General features: G+C 59.8%; 16 protein-coding genes. 14 read left to right on the plus strand and 2 right to left on the minus strand.

The window, feature by feature from the left end:
- Positions 1-40 precede the first annotated feature (40 nt).
- From mtnB to mtnC, 3 genes are all read left to right on the plus strand, one after another.
- The gene (gene mtnB / locus DHV10_RS15965; RefSeq protein WP_109487739.1) at positions 41-673 is read left to right on the plus strand and encodes a methylthioribulose 1-phosphate dehydratase; all 633 of its coding nucleotides are present in this window, start codon (positions 41-43) and stop codon (positions 671-673) included.
- Positions 674-847: 174 nt separating this feature from the next.
- Complete coding sequence (locus DHV10_RS15970) at positions 848-1,417, plus strand: 1,2-dihydroxy-3-keto-5-methylthiopentene dioxygenase (RefSeq protein WP_109487380.1); 570 nt, start codon at positions 848-850, stop codon at positions 1,415-1,417.
- Entirely contained in the window at positions 1,414-2,172 is a 759-nt protein-coding gene (gene mtnC / locus DHV10_RS15975; protein WP_162601583.1) for an acireductone synthase, read from the plus strand. Before DHV10_RS15970 ends, mtnC begins: the two co-directional genes overlap by 4 nt.
- 14 nt (positions 2,173-2,186) lie before the next feature.
- Here the strand turns inward: mtnC and DHV10_RS15980 are convergent, their stop codons facing one another.
- Positions 2,187-4,070 (minus strand): VWA domain-containing protein, encoded by a 1,884-nt coding sequence (locus DHV10_RS15980; protein ID WP_162601584.1) that lies wholly within the window; start codon positions 4,068-4,070, stop codon positions 2,187-2,189.
- Between the two features lie 109 nt (positions 4,071-4,179).
- Between DHV10_RS15980 and DHV10_RS27220 the strand changes: the two genes are divergently transcribed.
- Positions 4,180-4,869, plus strand: a complete 690-nt coding sequence (locus DHV10_RS27220; RefSeq protein WP_162601585.1) for a MarC family protein — start codon at positions 4,180-4,182, stop codon at positions 4,867-4,869.
- Between the two features lie 66 nt (positions 4,870-4,935).
- Here DHV10_RS27220 and DHV10_RS15985 read toward each other — a convergent pair whose 3' ends face one another.
- Complete coding sequence (locus DHV10_RS15985) at positions 4,936-6,705, minus strand: S8 family peptidase (RefSeq protein ID WP_162601586.1); 1,770 nt, start codon at positions 6,703-6,705, stop codon at positions 4,936-4,938.
- A 689-nt stretch (positions 6,706-7,394) separates the two neighbouring features.
- Here DHV10_RS15985 and DHV10_RS15990 point away from each other — a divergent pair.
- The 10 genes from DHV10_RS15990 (at position 7,395) to DHV10_RS16035 (ending at position 20,056) form a co-directional block, all read left to right on the plus strand.
- Positions 7,395-9,905 carry a sensor domain-containing diguanylate cyclase/phosphohydrolase gene (locus tag DHV10_RS15990; RefSeq protein ID WP_109487384.1) on the plus strand — a complete coding sequence of 837 codons (2,511 nt, stop codon included), beginning with the start codon at positions 7,395-7,397 and terminating at the stop codon, positions 9,903-9,905.
- Positions 9,886-10,869: an ABC transporter permease gene (locus tag DHV10_RS15995; RefSeq protein WP_162601587.1), complete on the plus strand. Its 984-nt coding sequence runs from the start codon at positions 9,886-9,888 to the stop codon at positions 10,867-10,869. Before DHV10_RS15990 ends, DHV10_RS15995 begins: the two co-directional genes overlap by 20 nt.
- The gene (locus DHV10_RS16000) at positions 10,866-11,672 is read left to right on the plus strand and encodes an ABC transporter permease (protein WP_109487386.1); all 807 of its coding nucleotides are present in this window, start codon (positions 10,866-10,868) and stop codon (positions 11,670-11,672) included. Before DHV10_RS15995 ends, DHV10_RS16000 begins: the two co-directional genes overlap by 4 nt.
- A complete protein-coding gene (locus DHV10_RS16005; RefSeq protein ID WP_109487387.1) occupies positions 11,669-13,294 on the plus strand; it encodes an ABC transporter substrate-binding protein in 1,626 nt (541 codons plus the stop codon). Before DHV10_RS16000 ends, DHV10_RS16005 begins: the two co-directional genes overlap by 4 nt.
- Positions 13,291-14,055: an ATP-binding cassette domain-containing protein gene (locus DHV10_RS16010; RefSeq protein WP_162601588.1), complete on the plus strand. Its 765-nt coding sequence runs from the start codon at positions 13,291-13,293 to the stop codon at positions 14,053-14,055. Before DHV10_RS16005 ends, DHV10_RS16010 begins: the two co-directional genes overlap by 4 nt.
- A gap of 43 nt (positions 14,056-14,098) precedes the next feature.
- Positions 14,099-15,988, plus strand: coding sequence for a molecular chaperone HtpG (gene htpG, locus DHV10_RS16015; RefSeq protein ID WP_109487389.1), 1,890 nt, complete (start codon positions 14,099-14,101; stop codon positions 15,986-15,988).
- A gap of 240 nt (positions 15,989-16,228) precedes the next feature.
- Positions 16,229-16,498: a cbb3-type cytochrome oxidase assembly protein CcoS gene (ccoS, locus tag DHV10_RS16020; RefSeq protein WP_162601589.1), complete on the plus strand. Its 270-nt coding sequence runs from the start codon at positions 16,229-16,231 to the stop codon at positions 16,496-16,498.
- On the plus strand, positions 16,464-16,946 hold the full coding sequence (locus DHV10_RS16025) for a QcrA and Rieske domain-containing protein (RefSeq protein ID WP_109487390.1): 483 nt from the start codon (positions 16,464-16,466) through the stop codon (positions 16,944-16,946). The genes ccoS and DHV10_RS16025 overlap by 35 nt, the downstream gene beginning before the upstream one ends.
- Complete coding sequence (locus tag DHV10_RS16030; protein WP_109487391.1) at positions 16,943-18,250, plus strand: cytochrome b N-terminal domain-containing protein; 1,308 nt, start codon at positions 16,943-16,945, stop codon at positions 18,248-18,250. Before DHV10_RS16025 ends, DHV10_RS16030 begins: the two co-directional genes overlap by 4 nt.
- A 12-nt stretch (positions 18,251-18,262) precedes the next feature.
- On the plus strand, positions 18,263-20,056 hold the full coding sequence (locus DHV10_RS16035) for a c-type cytochrome (RefSeq protein ID WP_109487392.1): 1,794 nt from the start codon (positions 18,263-18,265) through the stop codon (positions 20,054-20,056).
- Positions 20,057-20,083 lie beyond the last annotated feature (27 nt).

The following is a 20,083-nucleotide window of genomic DNA, read 5'->3' on the forward strand; positions in this document are numbered from 1 at the left end:
CGCCGAAGCGGAGTTCGGCCTTGCTACACTGCATTCACGTATGCTCCCCAATACGCCCGACCAGCAAACTCTGCAACGAGAGATCGAAGAACTCTGCGCCACGGCGCGGGATTGCTATGCGCGCGGGTGGGTGCCGGCAACGAGCGGGAACTTCAGCGTGCGCTCGGGCGAGCGGGTTTTCATCACCCCTTCGGGGCTGGATAAAGGAAAGCTCACGCCGGAAGATTTGCTCGAGATCGATATGCTCGGCAGCGTGCTGGGCGGAACCGGCAAGCCTTCCGCCGAGACAAGCCTCCATAGGGTTATCTATGGCGAGCGGAAGTCCGCGCGCGCCATCGTGCATGTCCACACCATATGGAACACGCTGCTGTCGGGCAGGTTTGAAGGGGATGGGTTCGTCGCGCTGCGCGGATACGAGCTGCTGAAGGGCCTTGCCGGCGTTGCCACGCACGAGCATGAGGAGCGGGTGCCCATCATCGCAAACACGCAGGAGTACGGGCCCCTGGCAGAGAAGTTGAAGGCCGTGTTACATCAGAACGCTGCCGCACATGGAGTTCTGCTCAGCCGACACGGGCTTTATACTTGGGGTGAATCGGTAGCTGAGGCGCGCCGTCACCTGGAGGCACTCGAGTTCTTGTTCGAGGTGGAGGGGCGGCGGGTTTTCGGGCACTGAGAGACGCAGTCGTGGCATGATTCTTCGGCGGTATGGGCTGGAGATCAGGTCGGAAACGACGGTCGTCTCCCGTTTTTAGAACAAGTGCAGCAAGTTAGCGCCGCTTCGCGGCGTAGCGAGTTAGCAAGTTAGCGGGTTCATGGTTCCGGCTGCTGCAATGCAAGGAGTCAGGTCATGGCAGTTCTTCGCTTCCCTGAAGCTGATCAGAAAATCGAGAACGAAGCGGAAATTCGCGCGGAGCTTGCGAGTCTCGGGATCGACTACGAGCGATGGAGCCTCGATCGCGTGGGCGCAGACGCTTCTGCTGACGACGTGCTGAACGCGTACGCAACCGAGATCGAAGAGATGAAGCGGCGCGGCGGGTATGTCACGGCCGACGTGATCGATGTGAACCCGGCAACCCCCAATCTCGACGCCATGCTGGCGAAGTTCGACAAAGAACATACGCACTCGGAAGACGAGGTGCGGTTCATCCTTGCAGGACGCGGGATCTTCTTTCTGAACATCCAGGGCAAAGTCGCTTCGGTGGAGGTCGGTCCGGGCGATATGCTGCGCGTGCCCAGGGGTACGACGCACTGGTTCACGCTGTGCGAGGATCGGCGAATCAGGGCAATTCGGTGGTTCCAGCAAACGTCGGGATGGACGCCAGCCTACACGGATTCGGGCGTGGACCGCAGCTATCAGCCGCTTTGCTTTGGGCCGGCGTACATGGGCCATCGCGTGGAGACCGGCATCAAGATATGAATGGGAGACCGCCGAAGACTCACCTCAGCGACAAGAGCGCGCCGTTGAAAGCCCCGAAGGTATTCCTGCTGGATGTCGAGGGAACGGTAGCGCCGATGTCGCTGGTTTATGAGCAGCTTTTTCCTTACGCGCGCATGCATTTCGAGCGCTATCTGCAGGGGCACTCCGGCGAGCAGGGAGTGATGAACGATCTCGCCGCGCTCGCTGAGGAGAGCGCGAACGAAACCGACGCCACGGCGCCGAAATTCACCAACCCGGATTACTGGGATGAGGCGTTGCCCTACCTGAACTGGCTGATGGATCGCGACCGCAAATCGACAGCGCTGAAAAGCCTGCAGGGCCGCATCTGGAAGATCGGCTTCGAACGCGATGAGCTGAAGGGAACGTTGTTTCCGGACGTGCCCGCGGCGCTGGAGCGCTGGTCGAGCGCCGGCCAGGTAGCCATCTACTCGTCCGGTTCGGTGGCGGCGCAGATGCTGCTCTTCCGGCATTCGAATTTCGGCGATCTGACCGACAGGATCTCCGGGTACTTCGATACGCGTACCGGACCCAAGACTGCGGCGTCCAGTTATGAATCAATAGCAAATGCCATGGATTGCCGACCGCAGGAAATCATGTTCTTCTCCGATGCAGTCCGGGAACTGGACGCGGCGCGCGACGCAGGCTGTCACACGCGCATCGTCATGCGCGAAGGAAACGCGCCCGTGGACGATGCGCACGGGCATCGCAAAATCAAGTCTTTCGATCTCCTCTGACCATCCCGCCGGGTCTACTTGGCCGACGCAATCACATTCGAGTCGGCCGGATTCAGCGGGATGCGCAGCGTTCCGATCTTCCCGTTGGTAAGATCGTGCACACCGACTTCAAGATAAACAGGCACCCGCGGCAGATCGATGTCGAACTGCGCGGGAATCCCCGAGCGTTGAATGTGCGCGAAAAGTTCCGGCGTGAGCTTCATCTCCTCGGTGCCGCCATTCCAGTTCAGTGCCTTGCCGTTGTGGTCGAAGGCCAGCAACTCGATCTGGAGTTTTCCATTGCGGTTTCCGTTGGGATCGAGCGCCAGCGCGACGTCGTTCCACCGGATCATGAGATTCACGGTGTAGCGCGTCGTGGGGCCGGATAGGCTCGCGTTCTTCCCCGCTGGATGCGCGCCGGACGCGGGCTGCGGCGATGCCGGCACGGCGCGAACCCCGAAGAGGAGCTGCGTGGCGTTGGGCGATCCGGGCCGCAGCAGCGAGCGAAGCGGGTCGGTTTCAGCCTGCTGCGGAGCCTTGGCGTCCTCATCCGCGCTGTAGCCACGGCGGTAGGCCAGCTTGTACTTGCCATCGACCTTCACTTCGATGGAGCGATACCTGCCGTCCATCTTCTTGTTCTCCGGCGTGTAGACGATGGAGTAGTAATGCGCGCCGTCCGCGATCGAGTGGCCGATGGCGGCATCCAGATCGTTGGTGTTGTAGATAGCTTTGCCGCCGGTGTCGGAGGCGATCTGGTTCATCGCCGCGATTTCAGTCGCGCGGTCGGAGTTGGCGGCAGTGTAGCCTCCCAATCCCGACCCGGCGGGAAATTTCCCCACACCGTTGGCCGATGCCGGGCCGCGGTTATCGGCCGACACGACGTCATCCGACAGAATGCCGTCGGCGTAAACCGGATACACCGCGACACGGGCAGTCGTCAGCAGATTGGCGGCTCTGCGAATTTCGCTCAGAGCGATTCCATTGTCCGCCGCTTCCTGGCGCTGATCGAACTTCGGAAGGATGACCACGGGGAAGTCGCCTGCGAACCAGACGAGGTTCTTGCGTCCGGGAATACCGGAAAGGTAGCGTGCGATGTCGGCTATGGCTTCGAGCGTCATGCGCGCGCGATTGTTTTCCTTGAAACCCCTGTAGTTGGCGAAGGCGTCTGCAACGGCAGTTGTCGCGGAGATTGGAACGGCCGGATTGTTCCAGCCTGCGCCAGACGGGCTGTTGCCCTGCGCGGGAGCAGCGCCGGTTGAAACGCCGCCGGGACCCGGTGCATTGCTGTTCAAGAAACCTTCGAGCTCCTGCTCGTCCACGACCTCGCTCTTGGTCACGATCGTTGGGCTGATGCCGGGCCCCGTCTGCTTGAATGCAACTTCGCGCAACACAGCGGCGTCACTGGTGAATCCCTGCACGATGCTCAGGTTCTTGTTCAACGCGAAGATGGCAATGCGCGTCCCCGGCTTGACGTGGTCCAAATAGTTCAGGATCTGGTTGCGCGCGTACGAAATCATCTGCGGCGGCGTGTTGAGGCTGTCGAGCAGCAGCACGTTGACCGCATCGTCTTCAGGAGCCGGAGGAACATTGGTGTAGACACCGTCGGGCATCTTGGGCAGGGGCTGCGCGGCTGCTCCAGAGAGCGTTCTGGCCTGATGCTCCTCGAAGAAGTCGATGGTCTGGGGCTTGCCGTCTTCGAAGATGCGGAAGTCTTCTTTGTGCAGAGCTTTGACGGGCTCGCCTTTTCCGTTGTCGACCACCACGTCCACAATCACCGCGCGCGTGCTGGTCTTGAAAACGGGCGCGGCCGCATCTTGCGGGGACTGCGCAAGGGCGGCTACCGAGCCGAGGAGGAAGAGAGAGAAAGCGATGGCCCGACCACTGCGTATAGGGCCCTGAGTTCGAGCAATGCAGACCATAAAGGGGCTCCCGGGGGTTATCAACTCAGACGGTTGAGGCCTGTTTGAGGTTTCGCGCAACGAGACACGTTGCGCGATTTCCTGGACCGAAATTGTACTCTGGGTATGCATGTATCTGCCCAACGGAGCGACGACCGCGCTGAACGAGATCAGGAACGCCGCCATCGTGCGTTTTTCTGTTCTTGCGCTGAGCTCCATCTTCTTCCTCGTCGATCCGTTTGCCGCCATCCCCAGCTTCCTGGCCATCACGGATGGCGTCGATGCCGTCCGGCGGAAGCGCATGGCCCGGAAGGCATCGATCACGTGTTTTATCGTCCTGACGAGCTTTGGCCTGGCGGGGCAGTTGATCTTCAAGATGTTTGGAATTACGCTGCCGGCCTTTGAGATCGCCGGCGGCCTGATCCTGCTGCTTATCGGGCTCGACATGCTTGAGGCGCGGCGGTCGCCCACGCAGGAGGCGCAGGGGGATACGGAAGAAGGTGCTGCGAAAGAGGACGCAGGCATCGTGCCGCTTGGCATACCCATGCTGGCGGGTCCCGGCGCGATTTCGTCGGTGATGGTGCTGGTGGGGACGGTCCCGAGCCTTTGGAACTGGGAGATGGCCGCCATCCTTGGCTCCATCGCGTTCACCTGCATCGTCAGCTATCTGGTGCTGGCTGGCGCCGGCCGGGTGAAAACTGTACTGGGAGAAACCGGAATTCGAATCCTGGTGAGAATCATGGGCCTGCTGCTGGTGGCGCTGGCCATGCAGTTTTTTGTGAATGGACTGACGGACCTGGGGATTATCGCTAAACAATGATTGCTGCCGGCCCCACTCTGAACCGCGGTGAATCGCGGTTTAGAGTGGGACCGACAGGAGAATTGCTCAGTTGTCGCCGAGTGAGCCGTTCGATGCATCCGGCGCGCCAGAGTTGCTGCCCCACAGGATGCTCGCGCCCCAGAGAATGCTGTCGCTGTTCACCGACCTGGAACCCCAGAGAATGCTGTCGGCCTGAAGTGAGCTTGCGCCCCACAGGATCGAATTTCCCTGGATGTCCACTCCCGAGAGCGAAGAGCTTCCCCAAAGGATTGAGCTTCCCCACAGGATCGAAGACCCTCCTAGAACGGAGCTGCCGTTTACCGTCGCGACCACATTGCCGGCGCTGTTGACTTTGGCCACGGGTGAGAGCGCGCTGCCGGCAATCGCAGGTGCCAGGTCGTTGTTCAGCAGAGCGGCCTGTATATCCAGCAGCCCCGCGCCGACGGTCAAGATGTCCGACTGCACCTTGTACGAGCCGCCGGTTGAAGTGTCCGTAACGGTAGCCGACTTGGCCATGCCTTTATAGGCCGTCTTCATCAGGCGCGCTTTCACCTGGTCGGGCGTCAGCCACGGGTTCTTCTGCAGCATGAGGGCCACAGCACCGCTGACCATTGGGGCAGCCATGCTGGTTCCGCTCAGGATGAAGTAGCTGCTCGAGCCCACTGAGGAACCGAACGTCTTGTACAGAGAGTACGGAACCACATTGTTCGGGTTTTGGTTTGAGAGCTGGAGTCCCGCTCCCTGCTGATAGAGAGAGATGACCAGGTTCCCGGGCGCAACCAGATCAGGCTTCACCACCTGATCCCACAGCGATGGTCCCTTAGAACTGTAACTGGCAGGAACCTGGACCGAACGAGTCGAAGAGCCCTTGGTGTTGGTTGCTCCAACGGTAATGACATACGGATCGTTGGCAGGCGCGTTGATCGTGCCGTAGCCGTTAGTGCCAATTGCATTGTTGCGGCCATCATTGCCTGCCGCGACGACGACAACGATGCCCGCCCTCCATGCAGCCTCGACGGCCTGGCAAAGAGGATCTGCGGTGTAGCTCTCATAAACGCCACGTCCGAGCGAAAGGTTGATGACGCGCAGGTTATAGACGTCTTTGTACTGAATGACCGAGTTGATTGCCTGAATGACCTGGCTGTCTGTTCCGACGCCATTTTTGTCCAGCACCTTCAGGCTGTAGATCTTTGCGCCCGGCGCGATTCCCTTGAAAGTGTATGTGTAGCCAAACCCGCTGGAGGATGCGCCAGTTCCTGCAATGATTCCCGCAACGTGGGTGCCATGTCCGTACTCATCGTAGGTAGATGCGCCCGGAACGACGTTGTAGCTCGACATATTCAGGGAGTTCAGGTCAGGTGACCACCTGACGATTCCGCTGTCAATCACCACTACCCCAATGCCGCTGCCATCGAGTCCAACGTTCCAGGCCGCAGGCGCATTGATGCTCAGCGTGTGATAGTCGTTGATTGGCGTGCTCATGCTGGTGAGCGGCCGGTCCGGCGAAACGTACGCGACGTCATCGTCGTCCGCCAGGTTCTTGATGGCCGAAGCCGGCATCCTGTATGCGCCGGCCTTGATGAGGCCGAGCTCGCCTTTCAGGCTGCCGCCGTGGTTTCTCACTTTCTGGTGGTGGAAGGCGGTCGGCGTCTGCTTGAACTGCACGATGACATCGACCATCTGCGAACCGCTGACGTTCTCGAGGTCGCGAGACGTTTTTCCAACCCCTGGATGCTTAGCCGGTGCGCCGGATACAAGTTCTGCGGTAAGAATGATGGCGAGCGCGACGACTGTCTTCCGTCCCCACATCCCGCTTCTTGATTTTTTGCGTGCCATGTTGCTTCTCCGTGTTTCCGTTTCTTGCCGCCGCGAGACCTGGTCAGGAAAGGCGGAGAGAGCAGTACAGAGGGCCCGGCAAACACCGATTCTCATCGGGGAGTAACTCGCCGCAAATACCACTTAGCGCTTTTTCTAGTTGCTCGTAACTTAGGTTTGGTTACTCAAGCAGCACAAAGTGAATACACGAAAGTGACATCACCTGTGTCTAACTCGCGAAGCATTCAATCAGAAGAAATCAACGATCGTTCGTATTGCGCAAGGCGAAGAAATGCAACCATCAGCAGAGCTGTGTGAGTTAAATCACAAGTTACGGTTTTGAGGTTTCCCTTTGCTCGGCCTGATGAGTGCTCATCGTGAAGAGAAATAATGATGACTCAATTTTAATCGATGTTGAAAGTCGTGGTTCTAGTAATGAGATACGCGTCAAGCATGACTTACCACCGTTACCTAAGCGGAAGAGATGCGCACACGGAAGTATTAAAGACAACGATTACTGCGAGTGTACGATAAGCAAGAATCACGACCGGTGAGGGATGTGCCGCTGAACACCGGGTGTCATGATGTCCAGTCAAACGCCGCTGATAGGTCATCTCCAGGCCGAGAATGCGTCGGCGGAATCCAGCCCTGATCTTCGCCGGTCGTTAGCAGCCGGCACAAGCGGGATCGATCAGGGGCAAGAGGGCTAAATGGGCTCGGGACTTCCTAAACGGACTATATTCTTCGTCGCCATCTCAGCCATGCTGGGCTCCATGGCTGTGGCGAACTATCTTCATCATTGGCAGTCGGACGATCTGCTCAAGTTCGCGTGCTATTTCGTGATCGCCATGCTGGCGGCCACGATGAAGGTCAAGTTGCCAGGCATCGACAGCACCATGTCCGTGCACTTCCTCTTTATCCTTCTCGGAGTGCTGGAGCTGTCCCCCCCTGAGACCATGGTCATCGGGTGCGCTGCGGCGGTGCTTCAGAGCTTCTGGAAGACGCAGCAGAGGCCGGATCCGATCAAGATCGTTTTCAACGTTCTCGGCATGACGGCGAACGCCATTTGGGTCACCGAGTTCGTACATCACCAGCTGGACAAAGTTCTGCACAGCAGCATGCCCGTCATGCTGTTCGCGATCGCCTCCTCTTACTTCCTGATGAATACGCTCCCGCTCTCGCTCGTCATCGGGCTGAGCCAGAAGAGCAGCATTCGCGAGATCTGGTCGGCAACCTATTTCTGGACTTTCCCCTACTATCTCTTTGGCGCAGCTCTTGCCGGGCTGCTGAGCCTGTGCGATCGATATGTCGGATGGGAAAACGCGCTCCTGAGCGTTCCCGTGATGTATTGGATCTTCCGTACGTATTACCTCTACCTCGGCCGCCTTGAGGAAGAGAAGAAGCGAGCCGAACTCGAAGCCGAGCATGTGGAAGCCGAGAGGCGGCACGTCGAAGAGGTATGCGCGCTGCACCTTCGCACCATCGAAGGGCTCGCGCTGGCGATCGAAGCCAAGGATCACTCAACGCACCGCCATCTCAATCGCGTGCGCACGTATGCGATTGGAATCGGCCGCGAGATGGGCCTGTCCGAGTCGGAACTGGATGCGCTGCGCGCCGCTGCCTTGTTGCACGACATCGGCAAGCTGGCAGTGCCCGACCACATCATCAACAAGCCTGGACGCCTCACGCCTGAAGAGTTCGAAAAGATGAAGATCCATCCCGTCGTGGGCGCGGAGATCATCGAGAAGGTCGCCTTCCCATATCCCGTCGCTCCCATCGTGCGCGCACATCACGAGAAGTGGAACGGCCAGGGATATCCGCATGGATTGAAGGGCGCCGAGATTCCGATTGGAGCGAGGATTCTGTCAGCGGTCGATTGTCTCGACGCGCTCGCGTCCGATCGCCAGTACCGCAAGAGCGTGCCGATCGAAGAGGCGATTCAGATCATCCGCGACGACTCCGGCAAGGCATTCGATCCGGACGTAGTCGACGTTCTGGAGCGCAAATATCTTGAGCTCGAACAGCTCGCGATCGCTTCGGACAGCGAGACGCAGGACTCTCTGAGCATCGGGCTGTCCGTAGAGCGCGGCCTGATGCCGGGGAACGGCTTCGAGAAGAGCGAGAGCAGTGCTGACGATCCCGGCGACTTCCTCGCTTCGATTGCTTCAGCTCGGCAAGAGGCTCACACTCTGTTTGAGCTGAGCCAGGACCTGGGCCATTCGCTTCGCCTTGAAGAGACTCTGTCGCTCGTTGCAATGCGCTTGCGCAAGCTGGTGCCTCACGACTCCATCGTGGTCTTCCTGCGCAAGGAAAATGTGCTCGAGCCGGAGTTTGTGAGCGGAAGCTTTTATCGCGCGCTTTACTCTCTCAAAATTCCTGTTGGCTCCGGCCTCTGTGGATGGGTAGCTGGAAATGTGCGGCCCATCGTGAATGGCAATCCGGCCGTCGAGCTGGGACTGGCAGACGATGAGCCTTTGGTAAAGGGTCTCAAGTCGGCGCTTGCCGTTCCGCTTGAAGGAGTGACGGGTCTCGTAGGTGTGCTGGCTCTCTACCAGGAGACGCCTGATTCGTTCACCAACGACCACCTGCGCATCCTCCAGGTCATCACGTCCCGCGTTGCAATTTTCATCGAGAACGCACTGAAGTTCAGAGAGGCGGAGTCGTCTGCCACAGTCGACTACCTGACTGGAATGGCGAATGCCCGTGCTCTCTCCATGCACCTGGAACAGGAACTGGACCGCTGTGCGCGAGAGAAGACCGGCGCAGCCGTTATCGTTTGCGACTTGGATGGATTCAAACAGGTGAACGATCGTTACGGACATTTGACCGGCGACAAGGTGCTGAAGACGTTTGCGGCCTCGCTGTTGAGAGTCTGCCGTCACTATGACTACGTGGCGCGCATGGGCGGCGATGAATTTGTGATCGTGGCTCCCAATATGACGCAGGCAGCATTCGAAGAGCGGGTAATTGTGCTGAATGCCCTGGCCCGAAGCGCCGGCATCGAAACGTGCGGCGCGGACTTCCTCTCGTTGAGTTCTGGAACGGCTTTCTTCCCCGATGATGGCTTAAATGCCGAGCAGCTGCTCGCCGAGGCTGATCGCCGCATGTATGCCGCAAAGCGCATGCACTATGAGGAGATCGAAGGCGCTGACATCGAGACAAGCCCCAAGAATCCGTCGGAGGATCCCGACGAGGAGTGCCATGTCGTCCTCGCCTATTGACGCGGCGGCTTCGCAAGCGCTTCTGATAACCCGCACGAAGTCGCACCACGCACCTTCGCATTCGGCTACCAGCGTTCCGTCGGGCCGAGCCGCAGCCAAACGCATCGGAGCAGCGGCCGTCGCCCTCTGCGCCAGGCTCGTCGTCCTGCTCCTCATCGGCGGCTTTCTATGCGCCACGCTTGTTCGCTACTCCCCGGGGTACGGTGTGAGCGAAGAGGAACTCGACAGCAGGCTCAATGCGGAGAGCCGAGAAGCACTCAAAGCGCAAAACAACGACGGCGGCCTGCTGAACTTCTACGTTGGCTACTGGAATCGACTGCTGCACGGGGATCTTGGGACTGCTCGCTCGCTCCAGGCGCCGGTCACAGAATTAATCCGCCAGAGATCTCCTGAAACGCTCACGTCTGCCGCCACGGGCGTTCTGATCGGGTGGGGTCTCGGGCTGCCGCTCGCGATCGCCGCCGTGATGACGCGTTCGGCCGCTATCAAGCTCAGCGCAAATCTGCTTGCGTCAAGCATGCTCTGCATTCCGGCAGGTGTGCTGGCGCTGCTCTGCATTCTCTGGCAGGTTCCGGGGCGCCTTGTGCTCGGACTTGTCGTGCTGCCGAAGGTCTTTGAGTACTCGCGCAAGCTGCTCGCGCGCAGCGCCGCGATGCCGCACGTGATCACAGCAACCGCAAAAGGAGTCACCCCAACTCGCATACTCCTCCGCCACATCATCGCGCCCGCGCTCCCTCAGCTGATTGCCCTCGGAGGAATCAGCATCAGCCTTGTCTTCGCAGCCGCCATTCCGGTTGAGGTGGTTTGCGATATCCCGGGGCTCGGGCAGTTGGCGTGGAATGCCGCTCTCGGCCGCGATCTCAACCTCCTCGTAATCATCACGCTCATGCTGACCGCCATCACTCTGCTGGCGAACTCGGTAGCCGATCTGTTCGGCGGCCGAAAGCCGCTGGAGGCTGCATGAAACGGCTCAGAAGAGCGGCTCTCGCGTTCCTGGCGATTGTCGTGCTTGCATCTCTGCTTGCAGGTGTCTTCGCGCCGGCTTCGTATGACTTTCAGTTCCGCGAAGTTTCCAACGCGGCCTGCTCGACGCATCACTGGCTAGGAACGGACGCGCTCGGCAGGGATCGCTTCTCACGCCTGCTCTTTGGCACGCGTGTCTCGCTTCTGCTTGCGCCAGCGGCAGCGCTGATCTCTACATTGCTAGCGGCCCTGATCGGGGGCGTCGCCGGATACATCGGAGGCAAAGTCCAGCGCACGCTTATGGCGGCCACCGATCTGAGCATGGCGATGCCGTGGATGTTTCTGCTGATCACGGTTCGAGCCATGCTCCCGTTGAACACCGGACCCGCCGCTTCGGTCGTCATCACCTTCGCCGTGCTTGGGCTCCTCGGCTGGCCTGCAGCGGCGCGCGTGGTGTGCGCGGATGCCCGCCGCCTTATCGAATCGGACTTCATCCTGCACGCACGTGCCGCCGGCTGCAGCGAAGCCTGTATCTTCCGGCGCCAATTTCTTCCCAACCTCCGGCCCGTACTGATGGCGCAGTTCTGGATATCCATTCCCGTCTTCATTCTGGCCGAAGCCAACCTGGGCATCCTGGGCCTCGGCGTGGCAGAGCCGCTTCCTTCCTGGGGAGGCTTGCTTCAGGAGCTGCAGGGTCTCGCGGCTACATCAGGAAGGCCGTGGCAATTCGCCCCGATCCTCCTGCTGATTGCCACGGTCAGCTGCTTCCATCTCGCAATCGAACGAAAGGAGAGTGAGGCATGAGGCGCAAAGGGCTGTTCCTGATCTGCGCTCTCGTTGCGTCTGCTCTCTCTGCCGGTGCTTACGCGCAGAGTGAGATGCGTTTCTGTCTTTCCTCGCAACCGAAGACGTTCAATCCGCTTGCCGTCGATGACGACGCATCGGAGACCATTCGCTATCTCACCGGCGGCGTGCTCATTCGCCTCGATCGCAATACGCAGCAGCCGGTCGGTGAACTGGCGACAGCGTGGCGCATCAATAAGGCCGGCGATGCCATCAGCTTCACTCTGCGCCCTAACGTCCGCTTCTCGGACGGCACGCCTTTCTCGGCCACGGATGTTGCTTTCACGGTCGAGCGGCTGATGGATCCTGACCTGCATTCGCCCACCGGAGATTCGTTTCGTTCCACTCCGGGCAAAGTCGCAACGAAGATCACCGACCCGTATCATCTGACCATCACGTTCCCAGGCCCCGTCATTGGGCTTGACCGGCTCTTCGATCAGGTAGCGATCATCTCGGCGCAATCGCCACAGAAATACATGGCCGTTCTCGGTCCGTACTATGTCGCCGATAACAAGGCCGGCAGCACACTGCTGCTGAAACGCAATCCGAATTACTGGAAGCACGATTCTGCCGGCAGGCAGCTCCCCTACATCGATTCCATCCGTCTCGACATCCAGCAGAACCGGGACAGGGAATTGCTTCGCCTGACGCGCGGCGAAATCGACCTGGTGAATTCGCTCAATGCCGAAAGCTTCGATTTGCTCAAAGGCCAGGCACCCTCAATGGCGTTCGACGCCGGCGTCTCTCTCGACTCTGAGCAGATCTGGTTCAACCAGGTCCCAACGTCGCCGTTGCCCGACTACAAGAAAGCCTGGTTCACTTCGACGCACTTCCGGCGCGCGGTTTCATCGGCCATCCATCGCGACGATATCGCGCGCCTGGTCTTCCACGGTTATGCGCAGCCGGCCGTCAGCTTGATCTCGCCCGCGAACAAGATCTGGTTCAACCAGAAGCTCAAGCCGCACGCCTATGATGTAAAGCTGGCTCTGCGCGAGCTCGAGCTGGATGGATTTCGCTTGCAGGGAGATACGCTTCGCGACCGCACCGGCCACGCCGTCGAGTTCTCCGTCATCACCAACGCCGGCAACAAGGATCGCGAGCGAATGGCTTCCGTGATCCAGCAGGATCTGCGCGCCATCGGTATTCGTCTCAATATCGTTACGCTCGATTTTCCATCCCTGATCGAGCGCATCACGCGAAGCTTTAACTACGAGAGCTGTCTTCTGGGGTTCGTCAACGACGAGCTCGACCCCAACGCGCAGATGAGCGTGTGGCTCAGTTCAGCGGACAACCACCAGTGGAATCCCAACCAGAAGCAGCCCGCCACCGCATGGGAAACAGAGATCGACCGCCTCATGCGCGAGCAGGCATCCTCGCTCGACCCGGCCAAACGGAAGCGGGACATCGATCGCGTGCAGCAGCTTGTCTGGGAGCAGGAACCCTTCATCTACCTGGTCAACAAGCATGCGCTTTCCGCAGTCTCTCCCAACCTGCGCAATGCTCACCCGGTCGGCCTGAGGCCGCAGGTCTACTGGAACATCGAACAGCTCGCGTTCGCGACGCAACCGAGGAGACCTCAATGAGCGCCGCACCTCTGCTCTCACTTCAGATATCGGCTGGTTACGCCGGACGAAATGAGGTTCTGCGGGATCTCTCGCTTGATGTCGAGCACGGCGAGATCCTGGGATTGGTGGGTCAAAGCGGCTGCGGCAAGAGCACGCTCGCGCTGGCTATCCCCAGGCTCCTCCACATGAAAAACGGAACTGTGCGGGGCGGCATCCGCTTCAATGGCCGCGATCTGATGGGGCTTAGGAAGAGCGAGATGCGCAAGGTACGGGGCAAGAGCATCGCACTGGTGCTGCAGAGCCCGATTGCGTCCCTCAATCCCGCGTTGCGCATCTGCGCGCAGCTTGAAGAATCGTGGCTTGCGCACTGCAGCGGCTCATCCCTGGAGTGCCGGCGTGCTATTGGGACGGCGCTCGAGAACGTCAGCCTCGACGCCTCGCGCGAGACTCTTCAGAAGTATCCTTCGGAGCTGAGTGTTGGGCAGGCGCAGCGCGTGCTCATCGCGATGGCGGTTCTGCACAAGCCTTTGTTGCTCATTGCGGACGAGCCCACCAGCGCTCTCGACGCCGTCACACAGTCGGAGGTCCTCGAGCTGTTCTCCACCCTGAACAGACGGTTCGGCATGGCCATCCTCTATATCTCGCACGATCTTCGATCGGTCGCTGCCATCAGCAGCCGCATTGTCGCCATGGCAGACGGCCGCCTGACCGAGACTGCTGATCCAGAGCGCTGGCTCGGGCAGGGCACCCAATCGCAGGCACTGCTGGCCCAGCGCTGACGCATCGCTTCGACCGCTTCGCCATTTGTAAAATGGAAGAGCTATGTCGAAACAGCAATTTCAGACTGAAGTCGATCAACTTCTCCACCTCATCGTTCATTCGCTGTACTCGCATCCGGAGATCTTTCTCCGCGAACTCATCTCCAACTCCTCCGACGCCCTGGACAAGCTGCGCTACCTCACGCTCACCGAGGAAAAGTACAAGGCCCTGGTCGGCAGCGGTATCGAATCGCCGCGCATCGATCTCGCGCTGGACGAAGAGCACAAGACCCTCACCATCTCCGATACCGGTATCGGGATGAATGAGGAAGACCTGATATCGCATCTCGGGACCATTGCGCGCTCCGGAACCAAGAACTTTCTTGCCAACCTCTCCGGCGATGCCCGGAAAGATTCCAACCTCATCGGCCAGTTCGGCGTGGGCTTCTACTCCGTATTCATGGTGGCTTCAAAGGTCGAGGTCACCACACGCAAAGCCGGAGAGGAGAAGACCTTCAAGTGGACGAGCGACGGCAAGACCGGCTTCGAGATCGAGGAGGTGTCCGGCGCTGAGGCGCGTACCAGCGCCGGCACATCGGTCCTCATTCACTTCAACGACGAAGGCGCGCAGTACGCCAATAGCTGGCGCCTGCAGGAGATCGTCAAAAAGTACTCCAACCACATCGCGTTCCCTATCTTCCTCACCTACGACAAGAGCGAGTGGAATGCCGAAAAGAAGGAGTCAACGAAGACCCGCGTTACCGAGCAGATCAACGCCGCCAGCGCCATGTGGCAGCGGCCCAAGTCTGAATTGAAGGAAGAGGATTACAAGGAATTCTACAAAGCGATCACCGGCGATTGGGAAGACCCGCTCTTCTGGTTCCATACCCGCGCCGAGGGCACGCTCGAATACACGACGCTCTTCTACATTCCGGCGAAGGCTCCGCTCGACCTGTACCAGGCGGACTATAAGGGCGGCATCAAGCTCTACGTGAAGCGCGTGTTCATCATGGACGACTCGCGTGAGCTCCTGCCGCAATACCTTCGCTTTGTCCGGGGCGTCATCGACTCAGAAGACCTGCCGCTGAACGTCTCGCGCGAGATCCTGCAGCAGAACAAGGTTCTCACCAGCATCCGGACGGCGAGCGTCAAGAAGATCCTCTCGGAGCTGAAGGCCGTCTCTTCAAGCGATCCGGAGAAGTATCTCAAGTTTATTGAGGAGTACAACCGGCCCCTGAAGGAAGGTCTGTACAGCGACTACGCCAATCGCGAGTTGCTGCTCGACCTGATCCGGTTCAAGTCGACGAAGGTGGATGGGTTTACGTCTCTGGCGGATGCGAAAGCGCGGATCAAGCCGGAGCAGAAGGCGCTCTACTACATCACCGGTGGCTCCGATTCGGTGCTGCGCAGCTCGCCTTTGCTTGAGATCTACAAGAAGAAGGACATCGAAGTTCTCATCCTCGACGACGACATCGACGAGGTCGTCTTCTCGTCGGTCGGCAAGTATGGCGACCTGGAGCTGAAGGCGGTGAACAAGTCGTCGACGTCAGAGGACCTGAAAGACGAGGATGCACCGCAGAAGGCCGAGGAGCTCAAGCCGCTGCTCGAGAAGATCAGCGCGGCGCTCGGGGACGCCGTGAAAGAAGTGCGTCCGTCCTCGCGCCTTGCCGACAGTCCCTCTGTGATCGTCTCCGACGAAGACGAACCGTCAGCGCGCATGCGCCACATGATGGAGGCCATGGGCCAGAAAGGCATGCCGGAGCTGAAGCCGGTTCTCGAGATCAATCCCGATCACGAGATCATCAAAAAGCTGCTGGCCGACCCCGGCGCGGACAAGGTGCAGGACGCCGCATGGCTGCTCTTCGATCAGGCCCTTCTGCTTGAAGGGGTGCCGCTGAAAGATCCGGTCAGCTTCGTGCAGCGCCTCAACCGCGTGCTCAACCAGGCGATGTGACGGGCTTGGCGAAAGGCGATCAGAGCCGCTCGCCCGAGAGGTTCTGATCGCCGGCGTTGCTGCATTGGCGGGCGCCGCCCTGGTAGTTTGGCCCCGCCTCAGCCGTCACAAAGGTATGTAATCCCCATCACAGACCGGCCTTTGCCGAAGCCAATACTGTTGCCACGTTCGTGGGAATTTGGATTGAAATAGTCCAAAAGCTGGATTCTTCAACCTCGTAAGGGGAGGTTCGCGCCTCATTTGCGTGATCCGCCAGCGGATTGCGCCTGGGGCCCGCCCCAGCACATGGATCTGACGTGGATCGCCATTGCGGCCAGTTTGCTCATGGGGAGCGGAGCCCTGCTCCTCTTCATTTGGGCAGTGCGGAACCACCAGTTTCAGAGCTTCGAAGACGTGAAGTACCAGGTGTTTTGGTCGGACCGGGAGATATTCATTCCGGGCAGTACCGAGGAAAACCAAGTTCAGGAGCAGAAGGATGGCAGTAGCGGCAACGGAAACGAAGTCAACTGAGCCGGAGATCGGGCGGCGTCGGTTCCTGGGATGGCTGAGCGGGGTGGGAATCGCGGGATCGGCAGTTCTGGGCTCTCTCGCGACCTTCTTCTTTATCCGTCCGCGCACCACCTACGGTCAGCCGAATCGCTTCAAGATCGGCAGGCCCGAGGAGTTTCCGCCTGGGTCGCGCATCGCCATCGATCCCAAGCGCGTGTGCATCGTCCGCGAAGGAAACAAGGTCGCGGCCATCTCCACCACCTGCACCCATCTGGGCTGCATCGTTTCGCCGTCCGCGACGGGCTTCCAGTGCCCGTGTCATGGATCGCGCTTCGATGTAGACGGAAACGTCACCGGCGGCCCGGCTCCCAAAGCGCTTGCGTGGTATGCAGTGTCGCTCACCCCGAGCGGGGAACTGGAAGTGGATAAGGACAGCGAAATTCAGACAGGTACCTATCTGAGCGTATGAGCAAAGAACCGAATTCCATAGGCAAGAGCGTGATGGAGCTGCCGGCGAATATCGTGCGCTCCGTCTTTCGCAATCCGCTGCCTTCGTCCGACCGCGGACGGGCAGCGACGAGCTTCACCAACTTCTTTCTGCACATTCAGCCCGTGCGCGTCAGCCGCCAGGCGCTGCGCCCCTCGTACACCATGGGCCTGGGGCTGATCAGCTTCTTTCTCTTCGTCATCCTCACGGCGACCGGCGTTCTGCTGATGTTCTACTACGTGCCGTCGACAACGCAGGCCTACGAGCGCATGCTCGACTTGCGCAGCTCGGTTGCCTTCGGCGTGATCCTGCGCAACATGCATCGCTGGGCTGCACACGGCATGGTGGCTTGCGTGTTTCTGCACATGTGCCGTGTGTTCTTCACCGGCTCCTACAAGCCGCCGCGCGAATTCAACTGGGTGATCGGCGTCTGTCTCTTCGGTCTCACGCTACTCTCCAGCTTCACCGGATACCTGCTGCCCTGGGATCAGCTGGCGTTCTGGGCTATCACAGTTGGCACCTCCATCGCTGGATACGCTCCGTTCGTCGGCAAAGCAATCAAGTTCATCCTTCTTGGCGACGCCACAGTCGGACAGGAGGCGCTGCTTCGCTTCTACGTGCTGCACGTCGTCGTGCTGCCGCTGATTCTGACCATCTTCGTCGCTGTTCACTTCTGGCGCATTCGCAAAGACGGCGGGCTGGCGAAGCCGGAAGCGGAAGCTGCTCCAAAGCGCATCCCAGTCGAGGTCGAGATTCAGGAAGAGCCAGCTCCCGTGATGGCCACCGCATCCGCGGCGATCGTCGCCCCTGCGCGCCGGTTCACGATTCAGGGCTTGGTGCGCGGGCCGCTCGTCAAGGTCGGCAAGCTCGAGGAGGACACGGTTTTCAGCTGGCCCAACCTGCTCGTCGCCGAGCTCTTCGTTCTGCTGCTCACCATCGCCGGCGTGATGCTGGTCTCGTTCTTCTTCAATGCACCGCTTGAGCAGCCCGTCAACGTAATGCATCCGCCAAACCCTGCCAAAGCGCCCTGGTACTTTCTCGGACTGCAGGAGCAGGTCAGCTATTCGGCATTCTGGGGCGGCATCGGCGTCCCGGGCATTGAAGTTCTACTTCTTCTGTTGATCCCGTACATCGATCGCGGCAGAGAGGGCGTGGGCCGCTGGTTTGCACGGCAGCGCATCCTGGCGAACTCGGTCTTCCTGCTCTTCGTTCTCGTGAATATTTATTTGATTGTGATTGGCACGTTCTTCCGCGGCGCGAACTGGCAGTTCGTGTCTCCGTTCTGAGGAGATTGAGGTATGCGACTGGCATTAGCCGTGGTGAGTCTCGTAGTGCTGGTGGGATCAGGCGCCCTGGTCTACAAGGAGACACAGGCAACTTGGCAAAATCACCAGAAGGCCTATTTCGCGGAGGCGAAAGCGCAGGCGAAGACCGACGCCGAGCGCGCTTCGCTTGACGTGAAATCCCCCAAGATCGAGCAGACCATCGTTACCGGTTTCGGAGCTTCTCGTGTCGAGCGCTGCGAAAGCTGTCACATCGCATCAGACGATCCGCGTTTTGCGTCCGGCAAAGAACCGGTCAGGACTCATCCGTATTCAGCGGCGATGGGCGACGTCTACAAAGACGGACACTGGGAGCGCAAGCACAAGTTCTCCGAATTCGGCTGCACCTCCTGCCACGACGGCCAGGGCCGCGGCCTCACCAAGGCGGACGCACACGGCGAGGATGAATACTGGCCGACGCCGATGCTCGGCTATACCGTGCAAGCCAACTGGAAGAGGGAGATCGCCGGGCACCTGCATGGCGCGGACTTCATGCAGGCGAATTGCGCGCAGTGCCACAAGGAAAAGAACTTTGCGGGCACGGCGCTGGTCGCGCGCGGGCGCGAGCTTTTCTTCAAAGAAGGATGTTTCGGGTGTCACCGCATCCAGGGTGTGTCGTCGGGAACGATCGGGCCGGATCTGACTGAGGTAGGCAAAGAGCGCAAGCTCGACTATCTGTGGGGGCACATTGTCGATCCGCGTGCGTACACCCCCACTTCGGTCATGCCGCAGTTCAAGCTCAGCGACGATGACAAGAAGGCTCTCGTCATCTTCCTGAAGAGCCGTCGCGGAACCAGCCCGTCGGAATCTCCCGTCGAGCAATACGCGCGCGAAACCAGCACGGTCACGCCCGTGCCGGACAGCGTGGCGGAGGTCCAGACCGCGATTACCGCGGCGAAGACATCGGTAGCGCGCGGAGAGCAGCTGATCAACGGTTACGCATGTCTCTCGTGCCACAAGCTTGACGATCACGATGGAGGCATCTCACCGGACCTCACACACGAGGGTCTATTGCGCGACCCGGCGTGGCTGATGGATCACTTCCGCAATCCGCGATCGCGCATCACGGACTCCAATATGCCTGCCTTCGCGCTTCCAGAGCAGGACTTCCAAGACATGTCCGCCTACCTGATGACACGCACCTCCGCATTGCCTGCGATGACGCCCGCCCAGACCTATGAGTCGCTCTGCGCGCGCTGCCACGGTGAAAAGGGCAACGGCAAAGGGTCGAACGCGATCTACCTCGATCCGGCCCCACGCGACCTGACCCGCGCAGAGTTCATGGCGACGAAGCCAAGAACGCGGCTTGTTGCCTCGATCCAGAACGGAGTCTCCGGAACCTCCATGCCGCCGTGGGGCAAGACGCTGACGGACGCGCAGATCCAGGGGGTTCTTGACTACGTGTGGGCACAGTATGTGAAAGAGAAGCCCCGCCAGATCAAGGCTCGCAAGCTGCCCGATACAAATCCCGTTGCGATGTCGGCGGATTCCATCCATCGTGGCGAGACCATCTTCCTGCAGCGGTGCACCGGATGCCACGGCCGCAAAGCCGACGGACACGGGCCGAATTCCATCGACATCACGCCGCGTCCGCGCAACCTGACCAACGCAGCTTTCGTGCAGAGCGTCTCCGACCGGCGTCTCTTCGAGTCCATCGAGTACGGTGTAGACGGAACAGCGATGCCTTCGTGGATCGATTACGGCTTGTCGCAAAGCGACGTGGGCGACATCGTGAATTTCATTCGTAGTCTCAACCAATCGAGTAAGTGAGCAGCAGCGAGAGTGGGCGACCACTCC

It is taken from the genome of Occallatibacter savannae (assembly GCF_003131205.1).
GTDB classification, from domain to species: domain Bacteria; phylum Acidobacteriota; class Terriglobia; order Terriglobales; family Acidobacteriaceae; genus Telmatobacter; species Telmatobacter savannae.

What these genes read in the sequence shown, in the direction of transcription:
- DHV10_RS16030 (WP_109487391.1), top strand. Translation starts at nt 16,943, where the DNA reads ATGAGCAAAGAACCGAATTCCATAGGCAAGAGCGTGATGGAGCTGCCG.
- DHV10_RS15970 (WP_109487380.1), top strand. Translation starts at nt 848, where the DNA reads ATGGCAGTTCTTCGCTTCCCTGAAGCTGATCAGAAAATCGAGAACGAA.
- DHV10_RS15990 (WP_109487384.1), top strand. Translation starts at nt 7,395, where the DNA reads ATGGGCTCGGGACTTCCTAAACGGACTATATTCTTCGTCGCCATCTCA.
- DHV10_RS16000 (WP_109487386.1), top strand. Translation starts at nt 10,866, where the DNA reads ATGAAACGGCTCAGAAGAGCGGCTCTCGCGTTCCTGGCGATTGTCGTG.
- DHV10_RS15995 (WP_162601587.1), top strand. Translation starts at nt 9,886, where the DNA reads ATGTCGTCCTCGCCTATTGACGCGGCGGCTTCGCAAGCGCTTCTGATA.
- DHV10_RS15985 (WP_162601586.1), bottom strand. Translation starts at nt 6,705, where the DNA reads ATGGCACGCAAAAAATCAAGAAGCGGGATGTGGGGACGGAAGACAGTC.
- mtnB (WP_109487739.1), top strand. Translation starts at nt 41, where the DNA reads ATGCTCCCCAATACGCCCGACCAGCAAACTCTGCAACGAGAGATCGAA.
- DHV10_RS27220 (WP_162601585.1), top strand. Translation starts at nt 4,180, where the DNA reads ATGTATCTGCCCAACGGAGCGACGACCGCGCTGAACGAGATCAGGAAC.
- DHV10_RS16010 (WP_162601588.1), top strand. Translation starts at nt 13,291, where the DNA reads ATGAGCGCCGCACCTCTGCTCTCACTTCAGATATCGGCTGGTTACGCC.
- DHV10_RS16025 (WP_109487390.1), top strand. Translation starts at nt 16,464, where the DNA reads ATGGCAGTAGCGGCAACGGAAACGAAGTCAACTGAGCCGGAGATCGGG.
- DHV10_RS16005 (WP_109487387.1), top strand. Translation starts at nt 11,669, where the DNA reads ATGAGGCGCAAAGGGCTGTTCCTGATCTGCGCTCTCGTTGCGTCTGCT.
- mtnC (WP_162601583.1), top strand. Translation starts at nt 1,414, where the DNA reads ATGAATGGGAGACCGCCGAAGACTCACCTCAGCGACAAGAGCGCGCCG.
- DHV10_RS15980 (WP_162601584.1), bottom strand. Translation starts at nt 4,070, where the DNA reads ATGGTCTGCATTGCTCGAACTCAGGGCCCTATACGCAGTGGTCGGGCC.
- htpG (WP_109487389.1), top strand. Translation starts at nt 14,099, where the DNA reads ATGTCGAAACAGCAATTTCAGACTGAAGTCGATCAACTTCTCCACCTC.
- DHV10_RS16035 (WP_109487392.1), top strand. Translation starts at nt 18,263, where the DNA reads ATGCGACTGGCATTAGCCGTGGTGAGTCTCGTAGTGCTGGTGGGATCA.